The 14,367-nt window shown below is 42.5% G+C and carries 13 protein-coding genes; 6 read left to right on the top strand and 7 right to left on the bottom strand.

The window, feature by feature from the left end:
- Positions 1 to 91 precede the first annotated feature (91 nt).
- From FNH22_RS15965 to FNH22_RS15960, 3 genes are read left to right on the top strand one after another with little or no spacing between them, the layout of a single operon-like run.
- Positions 92 to 1,786, top strand: coding sequence for an arylsulfatase (locus FNH22_RS15965; RefSeq protein WP_255518072.1), 1,695 nt, complete (start codon positions 92 to 94; stop codon positions 1,784 to 1,786).
- Positions 1,783 to 2,013 carry a sulfatase-like hydrolase/transferase gene (locus tag FNH22_RS32675; RefSeq protein WP_255518071.1) on the top strand — a complete coding sequence of 77 codons (231 nt, stop codon included), beginning with the start codon at positions 1,783 to 1,785 and terminating at the stop codon, positions 2,011 to 2,013. Before FNH22_RS15965 ends, FNH22_RS32675 begins: the two co-directional genes overlap by 4 nt.
- A 2-nt stretch (positions 2,014 to 2,015) precedes the next feature.
- Positions 2,016 to 3,320 (top strand): sulfatase-like hydrolase/transferase, encoded by a 1,305-nt coding sequence (locus FNH22_RS15960; RefSeq protein ID WP_255518070.1) that lies wholly within the window; start codon positions 2,016 to 2,018, stop codon positions 3,318 to 3,320.
- A 94-nt stretch (positions 3,321 to 3,414) separates the two neighbouring features.
- Here the strand turns inward: FNH22_RS15960 and FNH22_RS15955 are convergent, their stop codons facing one another.
- The 6 genes from FNH22_RS15955 to FNH22_RS15930 all read right to left on the bottom strand — a co-directional run bounded on the left by FNH22_RS15955 (position 3,415) and on the right by FNH22_RS15930 (position 9,337).
- Positions 3,415 to 4,476 (bottom strand): LacI family DNA-binding transcriptional regulator, encoded by a 1,062-nt coding sequence (locus tag FNH22_RS15955; RefSeq protein WP_143399409.1) that lies wholly within the window; start codon positions 4,474 to 4,476, stop codon positions 3,415 to 3,417.
- A gap of 212 nt (positions 4,477 to 4,688) precedes the next feature.
- Entirely contained in the window at positions 4,689 to 5,030 is a 342-nt protein-coding gene (locus FNH22_RS15950) for an L-rhamnose mutarotase (protein WP_143399408.1), read from the bottom strand.
- Positions 5,027 to 6,007: an aldo/keto reductase gene (locus tag FNH22_RS15945; RefSeq protein WP_143399407.1), complete on the bottom strand. Its 981-nt coding sequence runs from the start codon at positions 6,005 to 6,007 to the stop codon at positions 5,027 to 5,029. The genes FNH22_RS15950 and FNH22_RS15945 overlap by 4 nt, the downstream gene beginning before the upstream one ends.
- A 40-nt stretch (positions 6,008 to 6,047) precedes the next feature.
- On the bottom strand, positions 6,048 to 7,370 hold the full coding sequence (fucP, locus tag FNH22_RS15940; RefSeq protein WP_143399406.1) for an L-fucose:H+ symporter permease: 1,323 nt from the start codon (positions 7,368 to 7,370) through the stop codon (positions 6,048 to 6,050).
- Between the two features lie 42 nt (positions 7,371 to 7,412).
- Positions 7,413 to 8,243 carry an amidohydrolase gene (locus FNH22_RS15935; RefSeq protein ID WP_143399405.1) on the bottom strand — a complete coding sequence of 277 codons (831 nt, stop codon included), beginning with the start codon at positions 8,241 to 8,243 and terminating at the stop codon, positions 7,413 to 7,415.
- 74 nt (positions 8,244 to 8,317) lie between these two features.
- The gene (locus tag FNH22_RS15930; protein ID WP_185154252.1) at positions 8,318 to 9,337 is read right to left on the bottom strand and encodes a LacI family DNA-binding transcriptional regulator; all 1,020 of its coding nucleotides are present in this window, start codon (positions 9,335 to 9,337) and stop codon (positions 8,318 to 8,320) included.
- Positions 9,338 to 9,400: 63 nt separating this feature from the next.
- Between FNH22_RS15930 and FNH22_RS15925 the strand changes: the two genes are divergently transcribed.
- On the top strand, positions 9,401 to 10,417 hold the full coding sequence (locus FNH22_RS15925) for a zinc-binding alcohol dehydrogenase family protein (RefSeq protein WP_143399403.1): 1,017 nt from the start codon (positions 9,401 to 9,403) through the stop codon (positions 10,415 to 10,417).
- 303 nt (positions 10,418 to 10,720) lie between these two features.
- Here the strand turns inward: FNH22_RS15925 and FNH22_RS15920 are convergent, their stop codons facing one another.
- The gene (locus tag FNH22_RS15920) at positions 10,721 to 11,788 is read right to left on the bottom strand and encodes an L-rhamnose/proton symporter RhaT (RefSeq protein WP_143399402.1); all 1,068 of its coding nucleotides are present in this window, start codon (positions 11,786 to 11,788) and stop codon (positions 10,721 to 10,723) included.
- 289 nt (positions 11,789 to 12,077) lie between these two features.
- On the opposite strand from FNH22_RS15920, the gene FNH22_RS15915 reads away from it, so the two are divergent.
- Positions 12,078 to 12,944, top strand: a complete 867-nt coding sequence (locus FNH22_RS15915; protein ID WP_143399401.1) for an AraC family transcriptional regulator — start codon at positions 12,078 to 12,080, stop codon at positions 12,942 to 12,944.
- 258 nt (positions 12,945 to 13,202) lie between these two features.
- Positions 13,203 to 14,363, top strand: a complete 1,161-nt coding sequence (locus FNH22_RS15910; RefSeq protein WP_143399400.1) for an ABC transporter substrate-binding protein — start codon at positions 13,203 to 13,205, stop codon at positions 14,361 to 14,363.
- Positions 14,364 to 14,367: the final 4 nt, after the last annotated feature.

The following is a 14,367-nucleotide window of genomic DNA, read 5'->3' as shown; positions in this document are numbered from 1 at the left end:
AGCATCGATTGTTCTGATCATGCTACTAGGTTAGTCGTGTGCACCTTCGGAAAAGGGTGGTGACACATCAAAGGAGACCTCCCAACCTAACGTGATCCTGATCATGACGGACGATCAGGGTTATGGAGATATTGGACACCACGGTAATCCCTGGATTAAAACACCTCATCTCGATAAGTTTGCCGATGAATCACTGGAACTGACTAATTTCCATGTAGGCACCACATGTACCCCCACACGGGCCGGGTTAATGACCGGAAGAAATGCTAACAGAAACAATGCATGGCACACCATTGCAGGATGTTCTATTCTTTCCGAAGATGAAGAAACGATTGCTGAAGTATTTGCTAAAAACGGGTATCAAACAGCTATGTTCGGGAAGTGGCATTTAGGAGATAATTATCCTTTCAGGCCGCACGATCGCGGATTTCAAACGGCACTATATCATGGTGGCGGCGGGATTGGACAAACCCCTGATCACTGGGGTAATGATTACTTTGATGATACTTATTTTAGAAATGGGGAACCGGAAAAATTCGAAGGTTACTGTACCGATGTCTGGTTCGATGAAACTATCGCCTATCTCAAAGATCATAGTAAAAAACCTTTTTTCATCTACCTGGCACCCAATGCGGCACATGGACCCTTTAATGTACCGGAAAAATATGCAAAATTACATGCAAATGATCCACTGACCCACGGGCAAAAAAGATTCTACGGCATGATCAATAATATTGATGAGAATTTCGGAAAACTTGTAGCTTGGTTAGAAGATAATAATTTGGCCGATAATACCATTTTGATCTTCACCACGGACAATGGCACAGCCAATGGCATCAGTTATCTCAAAAAAGAAAACAAGACCTTAGGTTATAACGCAGGCCTGAGAGGTGTTAAAGGCAGTAATTATGACGGAGGCCACAGGGTGCCTTTCTTTATAAGATGGCCGGAAGGTGGTTTCGTTCAAAAGCCGAGTCTTAATGAACTGGTTTCTCATGTAGATATACTTCCTACGCTTGCCGCAATGACAGGCTTGCCCTATAAGCCGGGCGCATCATTGGACGGAACTAACGTAACAGGCATGCTTAATGGTGAGATCCCTTCACTGGACCGTATGCTGGTAGTGGATACTCAGCGAAAACAATGGCCTGAAAAAGGCAGAAACAGTTGTGTGATGACCACCCAATGGCGCCTGGTTAATGGAAGTGAATTGTATAATACGCTGGAAGATCCAGGACAAAAAAATGATCTGGCCAGCGAGTTCCCCGACCAGGTCAGTAAAATGAATGAATTCTATACTACATGGTGGTCTGACATAGCATCAGAAGCTGAATATGCCTATATACCTATTGGACAAGACCCGGTATCACTCACCATTCATGACCTGCACACGGAAGAACTACTACCGTGGAACCAACAACAGATCAGAGAAGCAAAGCATAACCCCAATGGCTATTATACCATTGACATACTGGAAGAGGGTAACTATCAATTTCGCATGAGTCGCTATCCACCGGAATCCGGTCTTGCCATAAACGAAGAGGCAAAAAAAATTGATCCTTCTCCATCACGTGATGGGTTGCCCACCGGTATAGGTATAGAAGCCACAACTGCGATCATTAAACTAAATGATGAAACTATCTCCATAGCAGACATAGACCCTGGCCAACCCTATGTCGTCATAGAAAAGGAACTAGGTAAGGGCCAATATAAATTCAGCAGCACATTTCTCACAGCGGATAATACGCAGTATTCAGTATATTATAACATCATTGAAAAGTTATGAGCCAACAATACATTAGACTAATAAATAGGGTCATAGTGTTGCTGTCTTTTCTTTTCATCAGCGCCTGCTCCACTTCTGAAGATACGGCAGATGATCTACCCAACATAGTATTCATCTTTGCTGATGACCTTACCTATTCTGCTATTCACGCACTGGGCAATAAAGAAATCCAAACTCCTGCTCTCGATCGTATGGTAGAAGAAGGGATCACTTTTACCCATGCCTAAACATGGGAGCCTGGAATGGCGCCGTATGTGTCGCTTCAAGGGCCATGCTGATCTCCGGTCGCTCCGTGTGGAATGCAAATCAATTTCGTCAGCAATGGGTAAAGGGACAGGGTATGGACCAAACCTGGGCAAAACTCATGGAAAAACAAGGGTATAACACCTATATGACTGGAAAATGGCACGTGGATGCTCCTGCAGATAAAGTGTTTCAACATACCACTCACGTTCGCCCCGGTATGCCTGGTGACGCCTGGGATCATGAAAAAATGGTGAACGTTTTCAAAAATTATGACCCCGCTGTTACTCCATTGGCTGACATCATGCCAGTAGGCTATAATAGACCGTTAGATGAACAGGATACTTCCTGGTCACCTACAGACCCGAAGTTCAAGGGGTATTGGGCCGGTGGTAAACACTGGAGTGAGGTTTTAAAAGATGACGCCCTTAAATTCATTGAAACTACTGAAAATGATCCGAAACCTTTTTTCATGTACCTGGCCTTTAATGCTCCCCATGACCCCAGGCAGGCACCAAAAGAATTTCTGGATAAATACGATGTCAATGAGATCAGCCTTCCTGAAAGCTGGCAGGAGGCATATCCTTATATGGATGAAATGGGCAATGGTCCTGATCTTAGAGATGAAGCACTGGCACCTTTCCCAAGAACAGAATATGCTACAAAGAAACATATACAAGAATATTACGCGATCATCACCCACCTGGATGAGCAGATAGGTCAGATCCTGACTGCTTTAGAAGACAAGGGAAAGATGGATAACACCTATGTTATCTTCACCGCAGACCACGGACTAGCCATGGGCAAGCATGGCTTGATAGGTAAGCAAAGTCTTTATGATCATAGTATAAGAGCTCCCTTCATTGTTTTAGGCCCCGAAGTACCAAAAGGAAAACGCATCTCAGAAGATATTTATATACAAGACGCTATGGCTACCAGTCTTCAATTAGCACAAGTCCCGACTCCTGATTATATAGAATTCAACAGCGTTATGGGAATGATAAGAGGAACACAGACGAAGGGTCCGTACCCTGCTATCTATGGAGGTTACATTGATCTGCAGCGTATGATACGTAAAGATGGCTTCAAGCTGATCGTATATCCCGGATCTGAGCGAGTATTATTATTTGATATGAAAAATGACCCGGAGGAAATGAATGACGTGTCAAATCACCCTGAACATAAAGATAAAACCATAAAGATGTTTAAGGCTTTGATCGAATTGCAACACGAAATGAATGATGTGCTGGATTTAAAACCACTATATCAAAAACTGAAAGAGGCGGCATAACTGAGATTTAGCTTAGGGCAAAGAACCAAGAAGCAGGTTCAGGATATGAACCAGTGAATAATTCTCCCGATATGACTCCCCAATACAGATATTATCAAGATGCACTTTTCAGTACACGCATTTTTGATTTTGCTGTCCTGTTCGTACTTACTTTTCGGGTAGTTTCTCTAAGAACGAGGCTGGTTTCCAAAGATTCACATTTGATCTCGTCGGAAGACGGATTTTGTATATGCCAAAGTAGTATTTCAGCCGCACGCCGTCCCATGAGCTCCGCGGGCTGCATGATCGTAGAAAGTTTAGGAGACATATGACAGGCTATGGGTTCATCGGCAAATCCAATAACGGCGACTTCCCCTGGAATATCCTTTCCATGTTTTTTGAATAATTCTATCGCCTCAAAAGCAATATAATCGTTAAAGGCCAGCAAGCCGTCGGTTTCATTGGAAATAATCAGCGTTTCCAGTTTTTTCTTCCAGCCCGCATCATCACTATTAAGAATAAAACGGTCATTAAGAGGAATACCACATTGTTTGAGCCCTTCCTTATAACCCGTCAGTCTTGTAAAACTGGTTGAAAGATTTTCAGGCCCGGTGACATAGGTAATTCTTTGTGAACCCGTTCGGACCATATGATGGATGGCCTCTACACTTTGCGGAAAATCATCGGTTACCACATAGGAAGTATCCAGTTCTTCACACATGCGGTCCACAAATACCACAGGTATATTGTCCTCCAGTACTTCCAAAAAATGATCAAAAGTCGATGTTTCCTTCGTATAGGAGGCTATAATACCATCAACTCTCATGCTATTTAACACATTAACAGCCTTCACCTCTTTTTCAAAGCTGCCATCATGCGTATTAATAAACAGGTGATATCCGTGTTCGTTCATCACCATGTTTACGCCGGAAAGAATCCTTGAAAAGTAATGATGTGTGAACTCAGGAAGGATCAAGCCTATACTCTTAGATCTTTTTTTCAATAGATTCACTGCAAAAGGGTTAGGCTTGTACCCCCATTCACGGGCCAGCTTTAACACCGCCTTTCGGGTCTCTTCACCTATTCTTCCCTCGTTACTCAATGCCCTGGAAACCGTAGACGCTGAAACACCTAATTCATTTGCAAGGTCAGTTATTCTTACTCTACCGCGTATCATACTGTCATTTTTTTAGGTAACATTTTCATGTCCGATTAAAGGTAAATAAACATGTTCTTTTCTATAATGGTGAGAATAGCACTAATAAAGGGGGTATTTTATCCTTACAGCGCCGCCACATCAAAAGACCCGGCTTCTCTTTCCACATAGAAAACCATTCCTGTAACCGTTAAAGTATACTGCCCAATGTCAGAAATACCTGACACCCATCTCTATTCTTCAAGCTTATATATTCTATCCGTTAAGATCCACTTTTCACCTTCACCGGCCCATGGCAAAGGTTGCTGAAACTGTCCCATTAGCTTTTCCCATTCCTGAACTTTACTATCCTGAGCATCATATTCAGCCTTACGTTGAAAATCAAACCAGTCTTCTACTTCCATAACCATAAAAAGGCGATTACCCGTCAAATAGATCTCCATATCCAGTATACCGGTCTTTTTTATACTTTCGGTAATTTCAGTCCAAGCCTGACCTTTGGCGTGATACGACTTATACTGCTCTATAAGATCCTTACGATCTTTGAGATCACACGCCAGACAATATCTTTTCATATTCTATAAAAACTACTTATTATGTCGGTAATCGTATCAAAAAGTGATTTTGGTAGTGGTCCTTCTTCCCAATCATCCAGTGTTCGTTCAATTTGTTCCCTATTCTTCGCTCCCACCACTATTCTATCGGCCTCTTCAATACCAAAAGCATAACGCTGGGCCAATACAGGCAGCCCCATATGCTCTCGTTCAGCGAGTTTTTTCAGAGATCTTGCTATTTGAAGATCTCTTTTTTTCAACCAGCCACTCTCACGCTCGTAATTTTCGCTATAATTTTCCAGTCTGCTTCCCAGCAATCCAAAATGAAGTATGGAGGCATTATAGTAGGCCAGGTTACGCGCCTTAAAAAAGGCCAGGTCATCCGAAAAGGCATCCAGGTTGCAGGCATTCATTCTTAGAAAACCTGACACCACTTCGAACTTATCTTTCCCCATAAACGGCCTGAAAGATTGAGTAAGATTACCTCCTAATCCTATTCTATGGATTAACCCTTCTTCTTTGAAAGATTGGAGTGTCTCCAGTATCCTGGGAATTTCACTTGCCTCCACCAACTGTGGCTCATGCAAAAAGAGTAAGTTAATAAAATCGACTCCAAGGGTTTTCAAGCTATTTTCCAGTGATCTGCGGATACCGTCTGATGAATAATCCAGCTTAAAATCATGCGCTGTTTCAGCGCGCAATCTGCCTACTTTAGTACTTATAAAAGGCCTCTCACCATTCCATTGCTTCAATGCTGCTCCAAGCACATTTTCCGCATTAGCATAAGAAGGTGCGGTATCAAAAACCAAAGCACCTCTTTCCAGGGCATAAAGTATGGCCTCTTCAGATTGTTGCTGATCAACACCCCCCCAAACACCGCCCAGTCCCGAGGTACCCAGAACAAGGCGCGGTCCATTTTCAAAAGCCTTACTTTTTTTGTGGTCAGGCAAATAAGTTGGCAGAGCATCCAGGCTAGCTCCTGGTTCAGTAGTAATCATTTGTTATCGGGTTAAACTGTTTTTAATAATTATAAGCCGACTAGCGGCCTCCATTCTTCGAAATTTGATTATTCATGGCATAAACTTTATATCCATAAAATGAGATGACGACAAAGCACAATAGCGGTAATACAAAAGATGCTCTGGGCCCTGATAAGAAGTCAAACGTCCAGCTGTCTATAATCCCGGCCTGAAGTAAAGGGAGAAAAGTCCCTCCAATAATGGCCATGATAAGTCCAGCTGCAGCGATCTTGGCATCATCTCCTGAAATTCCTTCCAGCGCTATTCCATAAATAGTCGGGAACATTAAAGACATACAGGCAGATATACCCACAAGGCAATAAAGCCCATAGATACCGCCTATGAATATGGTTCCAAAGGTAAGTAGTATCCCCCCTAACGCCAGTAGCATGAGAAGCCTGCCCGGACGGATGTAACTAAGAAGAAAAGTACAAACAAACCTGCTAATGGCGAAGACTACCATAGCTGCAATATTGTATTGTTGGGACAATACCTGTGCATCTTTTTCGCCCATTCCCCGGGCCATAAAGACTTCGGTACCATAGTAAATGATAAATGTCCAGCACATGATCTGAGCGCCGACGTAGAACATTTGTGCAATCACTCCCAAAACATATTTTCTATTCCCTGCCAAACGACCAAAAATAGATTTAAGGTCCATAGCCTGACCGCTGTCATCAGCTGTATTACCTGGCATCCTGTTCATCGCAATGAGTACGAGAACGGTTAAAATTACAATACTGATGATAATGTACGGCCCACTGACTACGTCCAGGTCCTGAGATTTGATGGATGCAAATGCTGCAGGTTCAAGTTCCATCCGGCTGGCCTTGTCTTTGTCATTCAGGTTCGCCAGAATGAAGTTGGAAGCGACAAACATCCCTGCCAGTGATCCCATCGGATTAAAAGCCTGGGCCAGGTTAAGCCGTCGGGTGGCAGTCTGGGGAGAACCCATGGACAAGATATAAGGATTCGCACTCGTTTCCAGAAATGACAGGCCACAGGTAATGATAAAATAGGCGATCAGAAAAGGGTAAAACTCTCCGATAGAACTTGCCGGCAAAAACATCAGTCCTCCTAACGCATATAAACCTAACCCCAGCAGAATTCCTGATTTATAAGAGTATTTTCTTATAAATAAAGCCGCGGGAAATGCCATAACGCCATACCCTCCGTAAAAGGCCAGCTGCACGAGAGTGGCTTCTGTAGCTCCCGTTAAAAAGATTTTTTCGAACGCTGCTACCATAGGGTTGGTAATGTCATTAGCAAAACCCCATAACGCAAAGCACGAAGTAATTAAAATAAATGGTAAAAGGTTTTTCTTTGAAATGATCTTCTCCATAGGTGTATGATATGTGTTGAATATGTAATAGGACCGTATACCTTATAATTGATAAAATTTGATGGCATTTTCTCCCATGATCAAAGATTGCTCCGATGATGATAACGTTGAAATGTACTGATCTACGATATGCTTTACCTTTCCATAAGTAGCTGACAACAGGCAAACAGGCCAATCTGAACCATACATAAGCCGTTGTGGTCCAAACGCCTCCAGCACACTATCCAGGTAGGGCAGGAAATCCTCATAGCTCCAGCCATGCCAATCTGCTTCGGTGACCATACCACTTATTTTACAATAAACATGGTCGTGTTTGCCTAACTCATACATGTATTTTTGCCATTGACCCATCTCATGATCACGGATATCAGGTTTCGCCAGATGGTCTATGACAAAGGGTTGGTTAGGAAAATTGAGTACAAGCTGAAGAGCAGCAGTAAGTTGTTTTGGAAAGATCAAAATGTCATACGTAAAATCATGGTCTCCTAATACGGATATACCATGTTGGAATGACTTGCGCAGCATAAACTCAGGGTCGGCCTCGTCCTGCACCACATGTCTAAAACCCTTAACAACAGGCTCATCAACATACCGAGACAAATACTCTTCTATTTTATTGTTTTGCAAGTCCACCCAACCTACCACACCTTTGATAAATTCATTGGATCGTGCCAGTTCGATCAGAAACATAGTCTCATCTTCCGACTGGTCTGCCTGAACCGCAACACATCCGTTAACATCATGAGCTTCCAGTTCTTTCTTTAACAGATCAGGGGTGAAATCTTTTTTGATCACGTCCATCTGTTCGCTCATCCAGGTGTGTACCGCAGGGTCATAATTCCAGAAATGCTGATGTGCATCTATTACCTTCATTCGGTTACTTTAGGTATTCAGAACTAAGGTATGGAATTTAGTTCAAACGTTTGAACTAAATACAAAAAAAACTATCAGCGATTGGTGGAATCCCTGACAATTAATTTCGGAGTAAGTACATTCTGTTGAGGTATATACTCTTTTCCATGATAGAGGTGGTCCAGCTGGTCCATGACTGATTTAGCAGCCAGTAAACCTATATTCTCGGTATGTTGCTCCATAGTGGTAATGGTAGGAGTTACCATGGATGTATACGCTTCATTACTAAAGCCAACTATCCCAAATTCTTCCGGAATTTTGTATCCCCGCTCTTTTAGCACGGTCAAAGCGCCATAAGCGGGCAGATCACTGGCGGCGTAAATAGCGTCCGGTGGTTGGGGCAAATCCAGCAGATCACACATAATCTCCTTACCATCTGTAATGGTTAATTTACACTGCCTTAGGTATTCTTCCGGCACGTCAAGGTTATGTTTATCCAATGCTTCCCTGTACCCCTGTATACGTAATCTAAATGGCTCAATATGCTCATAACCACCTATATGTGCCACTTTACGGTATCCTTTGGAAACAAGATGATCCACCGCTTTGACGCTTCCCAGATGATCATCTACTACCACTTTGCTTACTTCCAGCTCTCTCAAAGTCCTGTCAAAAAGTACCACAGGTACTTGCGCTCCTATTCTTTTATAGTGATCTGCAGACCTGGTATCAAGCGCTACGGAAGCTATGATGCCTTCTACCTGCGCTTTTATAAACCCTTCCAGGTGTGCAGACTCTTTTTCATGACTGTCTTGTGACTGGGCTATGATCACATTATATCCGCCTTCACCCAATGTTTCTTCAATCGCTTTAATAACCGTACCAAAAAAACTCAAATGTATTCCCGGCACTAACACCCCTATCAGCCCACTTCTACCCTTTCTAAGCCCCGTAGCCAGGTAATTGGGCTGATAACCCAGCTTCTCAGCAGTAGCCAATACAGCTTTTTTTGTTTTATCGCTTATTCTTGGGTGCCCGCTAAAAGCCTTGGATACGGCCGAAGGGGTTATACCAAGATGATTTGCAATATCTACAATAGTTGTTTTCTTTCTCAAGCTCATTTATATTTGTTCAAAGGTTTGAACAACTCCTTTAATCACACTTTTAAATATAAAACAATGCAGTATATAGTTTGCGAAAAGACCTTGAAATTTGAATTAAAGCACCGGGAACAACCTGAGAATACAGAGGGAGAGGCATTATTAGCCGTAAAAAGAGTAGGTATATGTGGTACAGATCTACATGCTTTTAAAGGAAATCAGCCGTTTTTCTCTTACCCAAGGATACTGGGGCATGAGCTGGCTACAGAAATATTGGAAATATCCGATAACCCGGAAGGTTTAAAAAAAGGGGATAAGGCGGTTATTATGCCCTACATTAACTGTGGGAGTTGTGACGCCTGTCAATCAGGTAAATCCAATTGCTGTCAAAATATACAGGTTTTCGGAGTACACACGGATGGTGGTATGCAGGAAGTTATCTCCCTTCCCACCCGATTACTACTAAAAGCCAATGATTTGGACCTCAATGAAATAGCCATTGTAGAACCCTTAGCGATAGGAGCTCATGCGATCAGGCGCGCTGATGTCAAAACAGGCGAAACGGTAGTGGTAATGGGGTGCGGCCCCATCGGTATTGGTATTATCCAGCTGTGCAAATACCTTGGCGCAAAAGTAATTGCTGTGGATATTAATGAACATCGTTTGGCTATGGTAAAAGATCAATTTGGTGCAGATCACATAGTTAACGCCCTAAACAATCCAAAAGAGCAAATAGAATCCATTACGGAAGGACACCTCGCCCAAACTGTTTTTGATGCCACTGGAAGCAAAAAGGCTATCGAAGGTGGAACGGACTATATGAAACATGGTGGCAGCTATGTACTTGTAGGCCTTTTCAAAGGTGACCTTACGTTTACTCACCCTGCTATACATGCCAAAGAAACAACGCTAATGTGCAGCCGTAATGCTACTTTGGAGGACTTTGAATTTGTAATGAAAGTATTAAGGGAAGGAAAGTTCAACACGACAGCTTATATCACCAGCGAAGTTGCCTTTGAAAAGATCCTGACAGATTTCGATGGTTGGGCAAGCCCTGAATCCAATGAGATCAAAGTACTTACTGTATTAAATTAATAGAACGCTAACGGTGTAACCCATTTGTACTAACAAGATAGAAGGAGACTGCCGGCTTCTATGCTAAAGCTTTAGCGACAGCGTGCAATCGTAGTCTCCTCCTTTCTGTGACAAGAATGCTAACATCTTTGCGATGACAACATAGGAAGAAGCAATCTCATAATCGCCGGACGTAGAATAAATCGCTTTACATCATACCAAGGAATGATCCCTGATCGCTATGCGAAAATTTCAGGGAAGCATGTAAATCAAAACTTCCCGAAAAAGACCAAATAAACGGGATCACTTTACCCTAAAATCACGTTAATGCCCGGTACTGGATAATTCTCCTACATAGCTACCGTAAGTCATGACCACGAAAGAGATCACCAATATAACCAGTGCCACCAGAAGAGATGAATACGTCTTTTTATCTACACTTTTCCATTCCTTCATGATCACACCAATAATATAACTAAAGAAAATAAGCATTGACATATGTAATGCCCAACTGGTGAATTGGAAGCTACCCATTCTCACATGACCAACACCATAAAAGAAGAACTGGATATACCAGAGAGAACCAGCCAGAGCCGATAACGAAAAATTGCTTGCATACTGTTTCCCTCCTATCAATTTAGTAGTAAAAAGATGTTTGATAGATCCGTCACGTATAGTGCTTATTGAAAACCATACCAGGTTAGTAGCCAGGCATCCGAGAGAAGAAACAATAAGTTTGGCATTGCCTTCAAAGTGCCCGGCGCCATGTTCCGCAGCGATATCTGAAATGGGCTGCCCTACTTCAAGTGATACACCCCATATAGCAGATAATGTCCCTCCTATCAATGTCAGCAGCAGTCCTTTTGACATATTGAAATTAGAAGATTTTTCTCCGGATTTTTTAGCAAGAAACCGCTCTTTCATAAATCCGGCCTTGCCACAAAGGGCCACACCTACTATGGATATAAGCATACCTGCCAAAACGATCCCACCGCCAGGTCGGGTGAACTGCTCAATTAATTTTCCATTGAGCATTAAAGGGATCACCGTACCCAAAACAGCAGAGATGCCTATGGAGATCGTATAGGTAAGAGAGTATCCGATATTACGTATAGCATATCCAAAAGAGAGTCCGCCAAAACCATAGGTAGCGCCTAATAAAAAAGCTGACCAGAATATAGAGGAAGGCGCTTTCTGAAGTACAAGAAACAGATCAGGAACAGTAAAGTAACCTATAACCAGTGGCATGATGAGCCAGGCAAAAAGCGCCTGAACGATCCAAAAGACTTCCCACGACCATTGTTTGACCTTTTCAAAAGGCATGTAACAACTAGCTGCGGATATACCGCCTATGGCATGTAAACCTGTACCTACTATGGGATTTGGTGTCATTGTAATTAATTTTCAGGCCTCTTACCAGGGTGATTTTCGCTTGACCTCACACTAAACGTCATCAAGTCAGTAGAACGCCACAATAAAAAAGCACTCCACTGAATCCTGAAATAAACTACTAACAACCCTGAATTAAGCACCTCGAGTTCTAAAACAAACGTTGGATTCTTCCTACAAACCTATTAAACAAGCCGTTTGAATTGTTGCAAAAACACGGTACATTTTTATACAAATACGATCTTAACGTATATTTTTGATTGTATCAAGTGGAATTACAACAAAGTAAGCCATGGTGCCCTACCTTATAGAAGAACTTAGAGTACAACTGCTAAATACTGCATATTGCGAGTTGAACAAAAGCTGGAACTACACTAATGTAGTAAGTCCATTTACCAGAATATACCTTATTACTGAGGGTGGCGGCTATATTTGTCCAAATAACCAACGGTATGAACTCAAACCCGGCCATCTATATCTTATTCCCAGCTATGTCCATTGCAGCTATGGCTGTCCTGACGATAAACTTTCACAATATTATATCCATTTCACCAATCAGCTCACTGATGGTTTGAAGATTTTCGATAGCGTACCATTTTACCATGAAGTGAAAGCGCTCCCTCTTGATTACCAACTTTTCGATAGGTTAGTAAAAATAAATAAGGACGCTGCATTAGTCCAAAGCGACCCAAAAGTGTATCAGAGACGAAACTGGGCAGCTTCATCTTTCTACAAAGGAAATGGTATTGCTGCGCTGGAAACCAACGGCATCCTCAGACAGATCCTTTCACGTTTTATCAAACAAACAGAGGAAATTAATATCAACTTCACTCAAATCTCACACCTGAGGGAGGTGTTTAAATATATTCACACCCACCTCAAACAAGAAATCAGGATGGAGCACCTGGCTGAGATCGCATGTTACTCAACAGATCATTTTACACGTCGGTTCAAACACATTACAGGTCTGCTACCTGTTGAATACATTAACAATAAGCGTATTGAAATGGCCCAGCTATTGCTACTTACTTCCACTAAAACACAAAAAGAGATCAGCGAAGCCTCAGGTTTCAGTTGTCAGCAATATTACAGTCGTGTATTTAAGAAAAAAGTAGGTTGTGCTCCCGGTCAGTACCGTAAAGTACACGGATTTGTTTAAAACCACCCTTTTCATTTTAGGTATAAAAAAAGTCTTCCGAACCGCTCTTCACAGGACATTTGTCGGTAAAGTATAAAAATGTGTCGGCTAAAAACAAGCCTAAGCCTTTTGAAGTAACGAGCTTTGTAAGTATAAATTAAGTGTCTTAAAATACTTAATTATAACTGGCTGATATCATCCAAAATATGGTATTGGTCAAAGACAAAATCAAAGCCAAACCGTGGACGGATTTTCCGCCTGCATCTATTTACTGGGATCATGAACAATCATCAGATCAAACTGAAGGGAATTACCTGGAATCACTCCCGCGGGTTTACTTCAATGGTAGCCACAGGGCAACGTTTTTCAGAACTTAATCCACAAGTGGAGATTCACTGGGAAAAACGTTCACTACAAGCATTTGCCGACGAACCCATTGACCAGTTGGCCGAGCGATACGACCTGTTAGTAATAGACCACCCATGGGCCGGATTCGCCGCTAAAAACAATATCATTTTGCCGCTGGACAAATATCTCTCTGAAGCTTTTATGGCCGATTTAGATAAAAATTCAGTGGGAAGGTCGCACGAAAGTTACTCATCCAATGAACATCAATGGGCACTGGCAATCGATGCTGCTACGCCTGTAGCGGCCAGCAGGCCAGACATACTTAAGAAAAATGAGTTACCACTCCCTGAGAATTATGACGATTTATTGAGGTTGTCAAGAAAAGGCCTGGTCATCATGCCTGGCATTCCCCAGGATACATTGATGAACTTTTATATGATGTGCTGTACCCTGGGGGAGGATGTATGTATAAAAGATGATCAGGTGGTAAGCAATGCCATTGGCGTGGAAGCGTTAAAAATGCTGCGTGCCCTGGCCCTTGAAATGGACCCCCGGATCTTTGGCTGGAATCCGATCAATATTTATGAAGCCATGACCCTGACAGATCGTTTCGCCTACTGTCCATGGGCTTACGGATACAGCAACTACAGTCGTCAGGGTTATGCCCGCAGAACATTGCACTTTCATGATATGATAGACATTAAAGGGAAAGGCAAAGCCATTTCCACATTAGGTGGCACTGGTCTGGCTGTGTCTGCCAAATGCAAGGAAATCGACACTGCGATGAAATATGTGGAATACGTAGCTTCTCCGGAATGTCAGCGATCCGTATTTTTTGACGGCGGGGGACAACCCGGGCACCGGCAGGCATGGACGGATGAAAATACAAATGCACTGAGCGCGGATTTCTTCAAAAATACATTACCTGCACTCGACCGGTCTTTTTTACGTCCACGCTACAACGGTCATATGTACTTCCAGGACCGTGCAGGAGCACCCATTCGCGACTATTTAATGCATGGAGGAGAAGAAAAAATGCTATTAGAAAACTTGAACAAACTATATCGTCAATCTAAGAATGAACCACATTAATTAA

The organism is Fulvivirga sp. M361, from assembly GCF_007097395.1.
Taxonomy (GTDB): Bacteria; Bacteroidota; Bacteroidia; order Cytophagales; family Cyclobacteriaceae; genus Fulvivirga.
This window is presented reverse-complemented; position numbering and strand designations above follow the sequence as displayed.

Excerpts from the sequence above, each read along its gene's own strand:
- FNH22_RS15925 (WP_143399403.1), top strand. The coding sequence starts at position 9,401 with ATGCAGTATATAGTTTGCGAAAAGACCTTGAAATTTGAATTAAAGCAC.
- FNH22_RS15920 (WP_143399402.1), bottom strand. The coding sequence starts at position 11,788 with ATGACACCAAATCCCATAGTAGGTACAGGTTTACATGCCATAGGCGGT.
- FNH22_RS15915 (WP_143399401.1), top strand. The coding sequence starts at position 12,078 with ATGGTGCCCTACCTTATAGAAGAACTTAGAGTACAACTGCTAAATACT.
- FNH22_RS15955 (WP_143399409.1), bottom strand. The coding sequence starts at position 4,476 with ATGATACGCGGTAGAGTAAGAATAACTGACCTTGCAAATGAATTAGGT.
- FNH22_RS15935 (WP_143399405.1), bottom strand. The coding sequence starts at position 8,243 with ATGAAGGTAATAGATGCACATCAGCATTTCTGGAATTATGACCCTGCG.
- FNH22_RS15950 (WP_143399408.1), bottom strand. The coding sequence starts at position 5,030 with ATGAAAAGATATTGTCTGGCGTGTGATCTCAAAGATCGTAAGGATCTT.
- FNH22_RS15910 (WP_143399400.1), top strand. The coding sequence starts at position 13,203 with ATGAACAATCATCAGATCAAACTGAAGGGAATTACCTGGAATCACTCC.
- FNH22_RS15945 (WP_143399407.1), bottom strand. The coding sequence starts at position 6,007 with ATGATTACTACTGAACCAGGAGCTAGCCTGGATGCTCTGCCAACTTAT.
- fucP (WP_143399406.1), bottom strand. The coding sequence starts at position 7,370 with ATGGAGAAGATCATTTCAAAGAAAAACCTTTTACCATTTATTTTAATT.
- FNH22_RS32675 (WP_255518071.1), top strand. The coding sequence starts at position 1,783 with ATGAGCCAACAATACATTAGACTAATAAATAGGGTCATAGTGTTGCTG.
- FNH22_RS15960 (WP_255518070.1), top strand. The coding sequence starts at position 2,016 with ATGGGAGCCTGGAATGGCGCCGTATGTGTCGCTTCAAGGGCCATGCTG.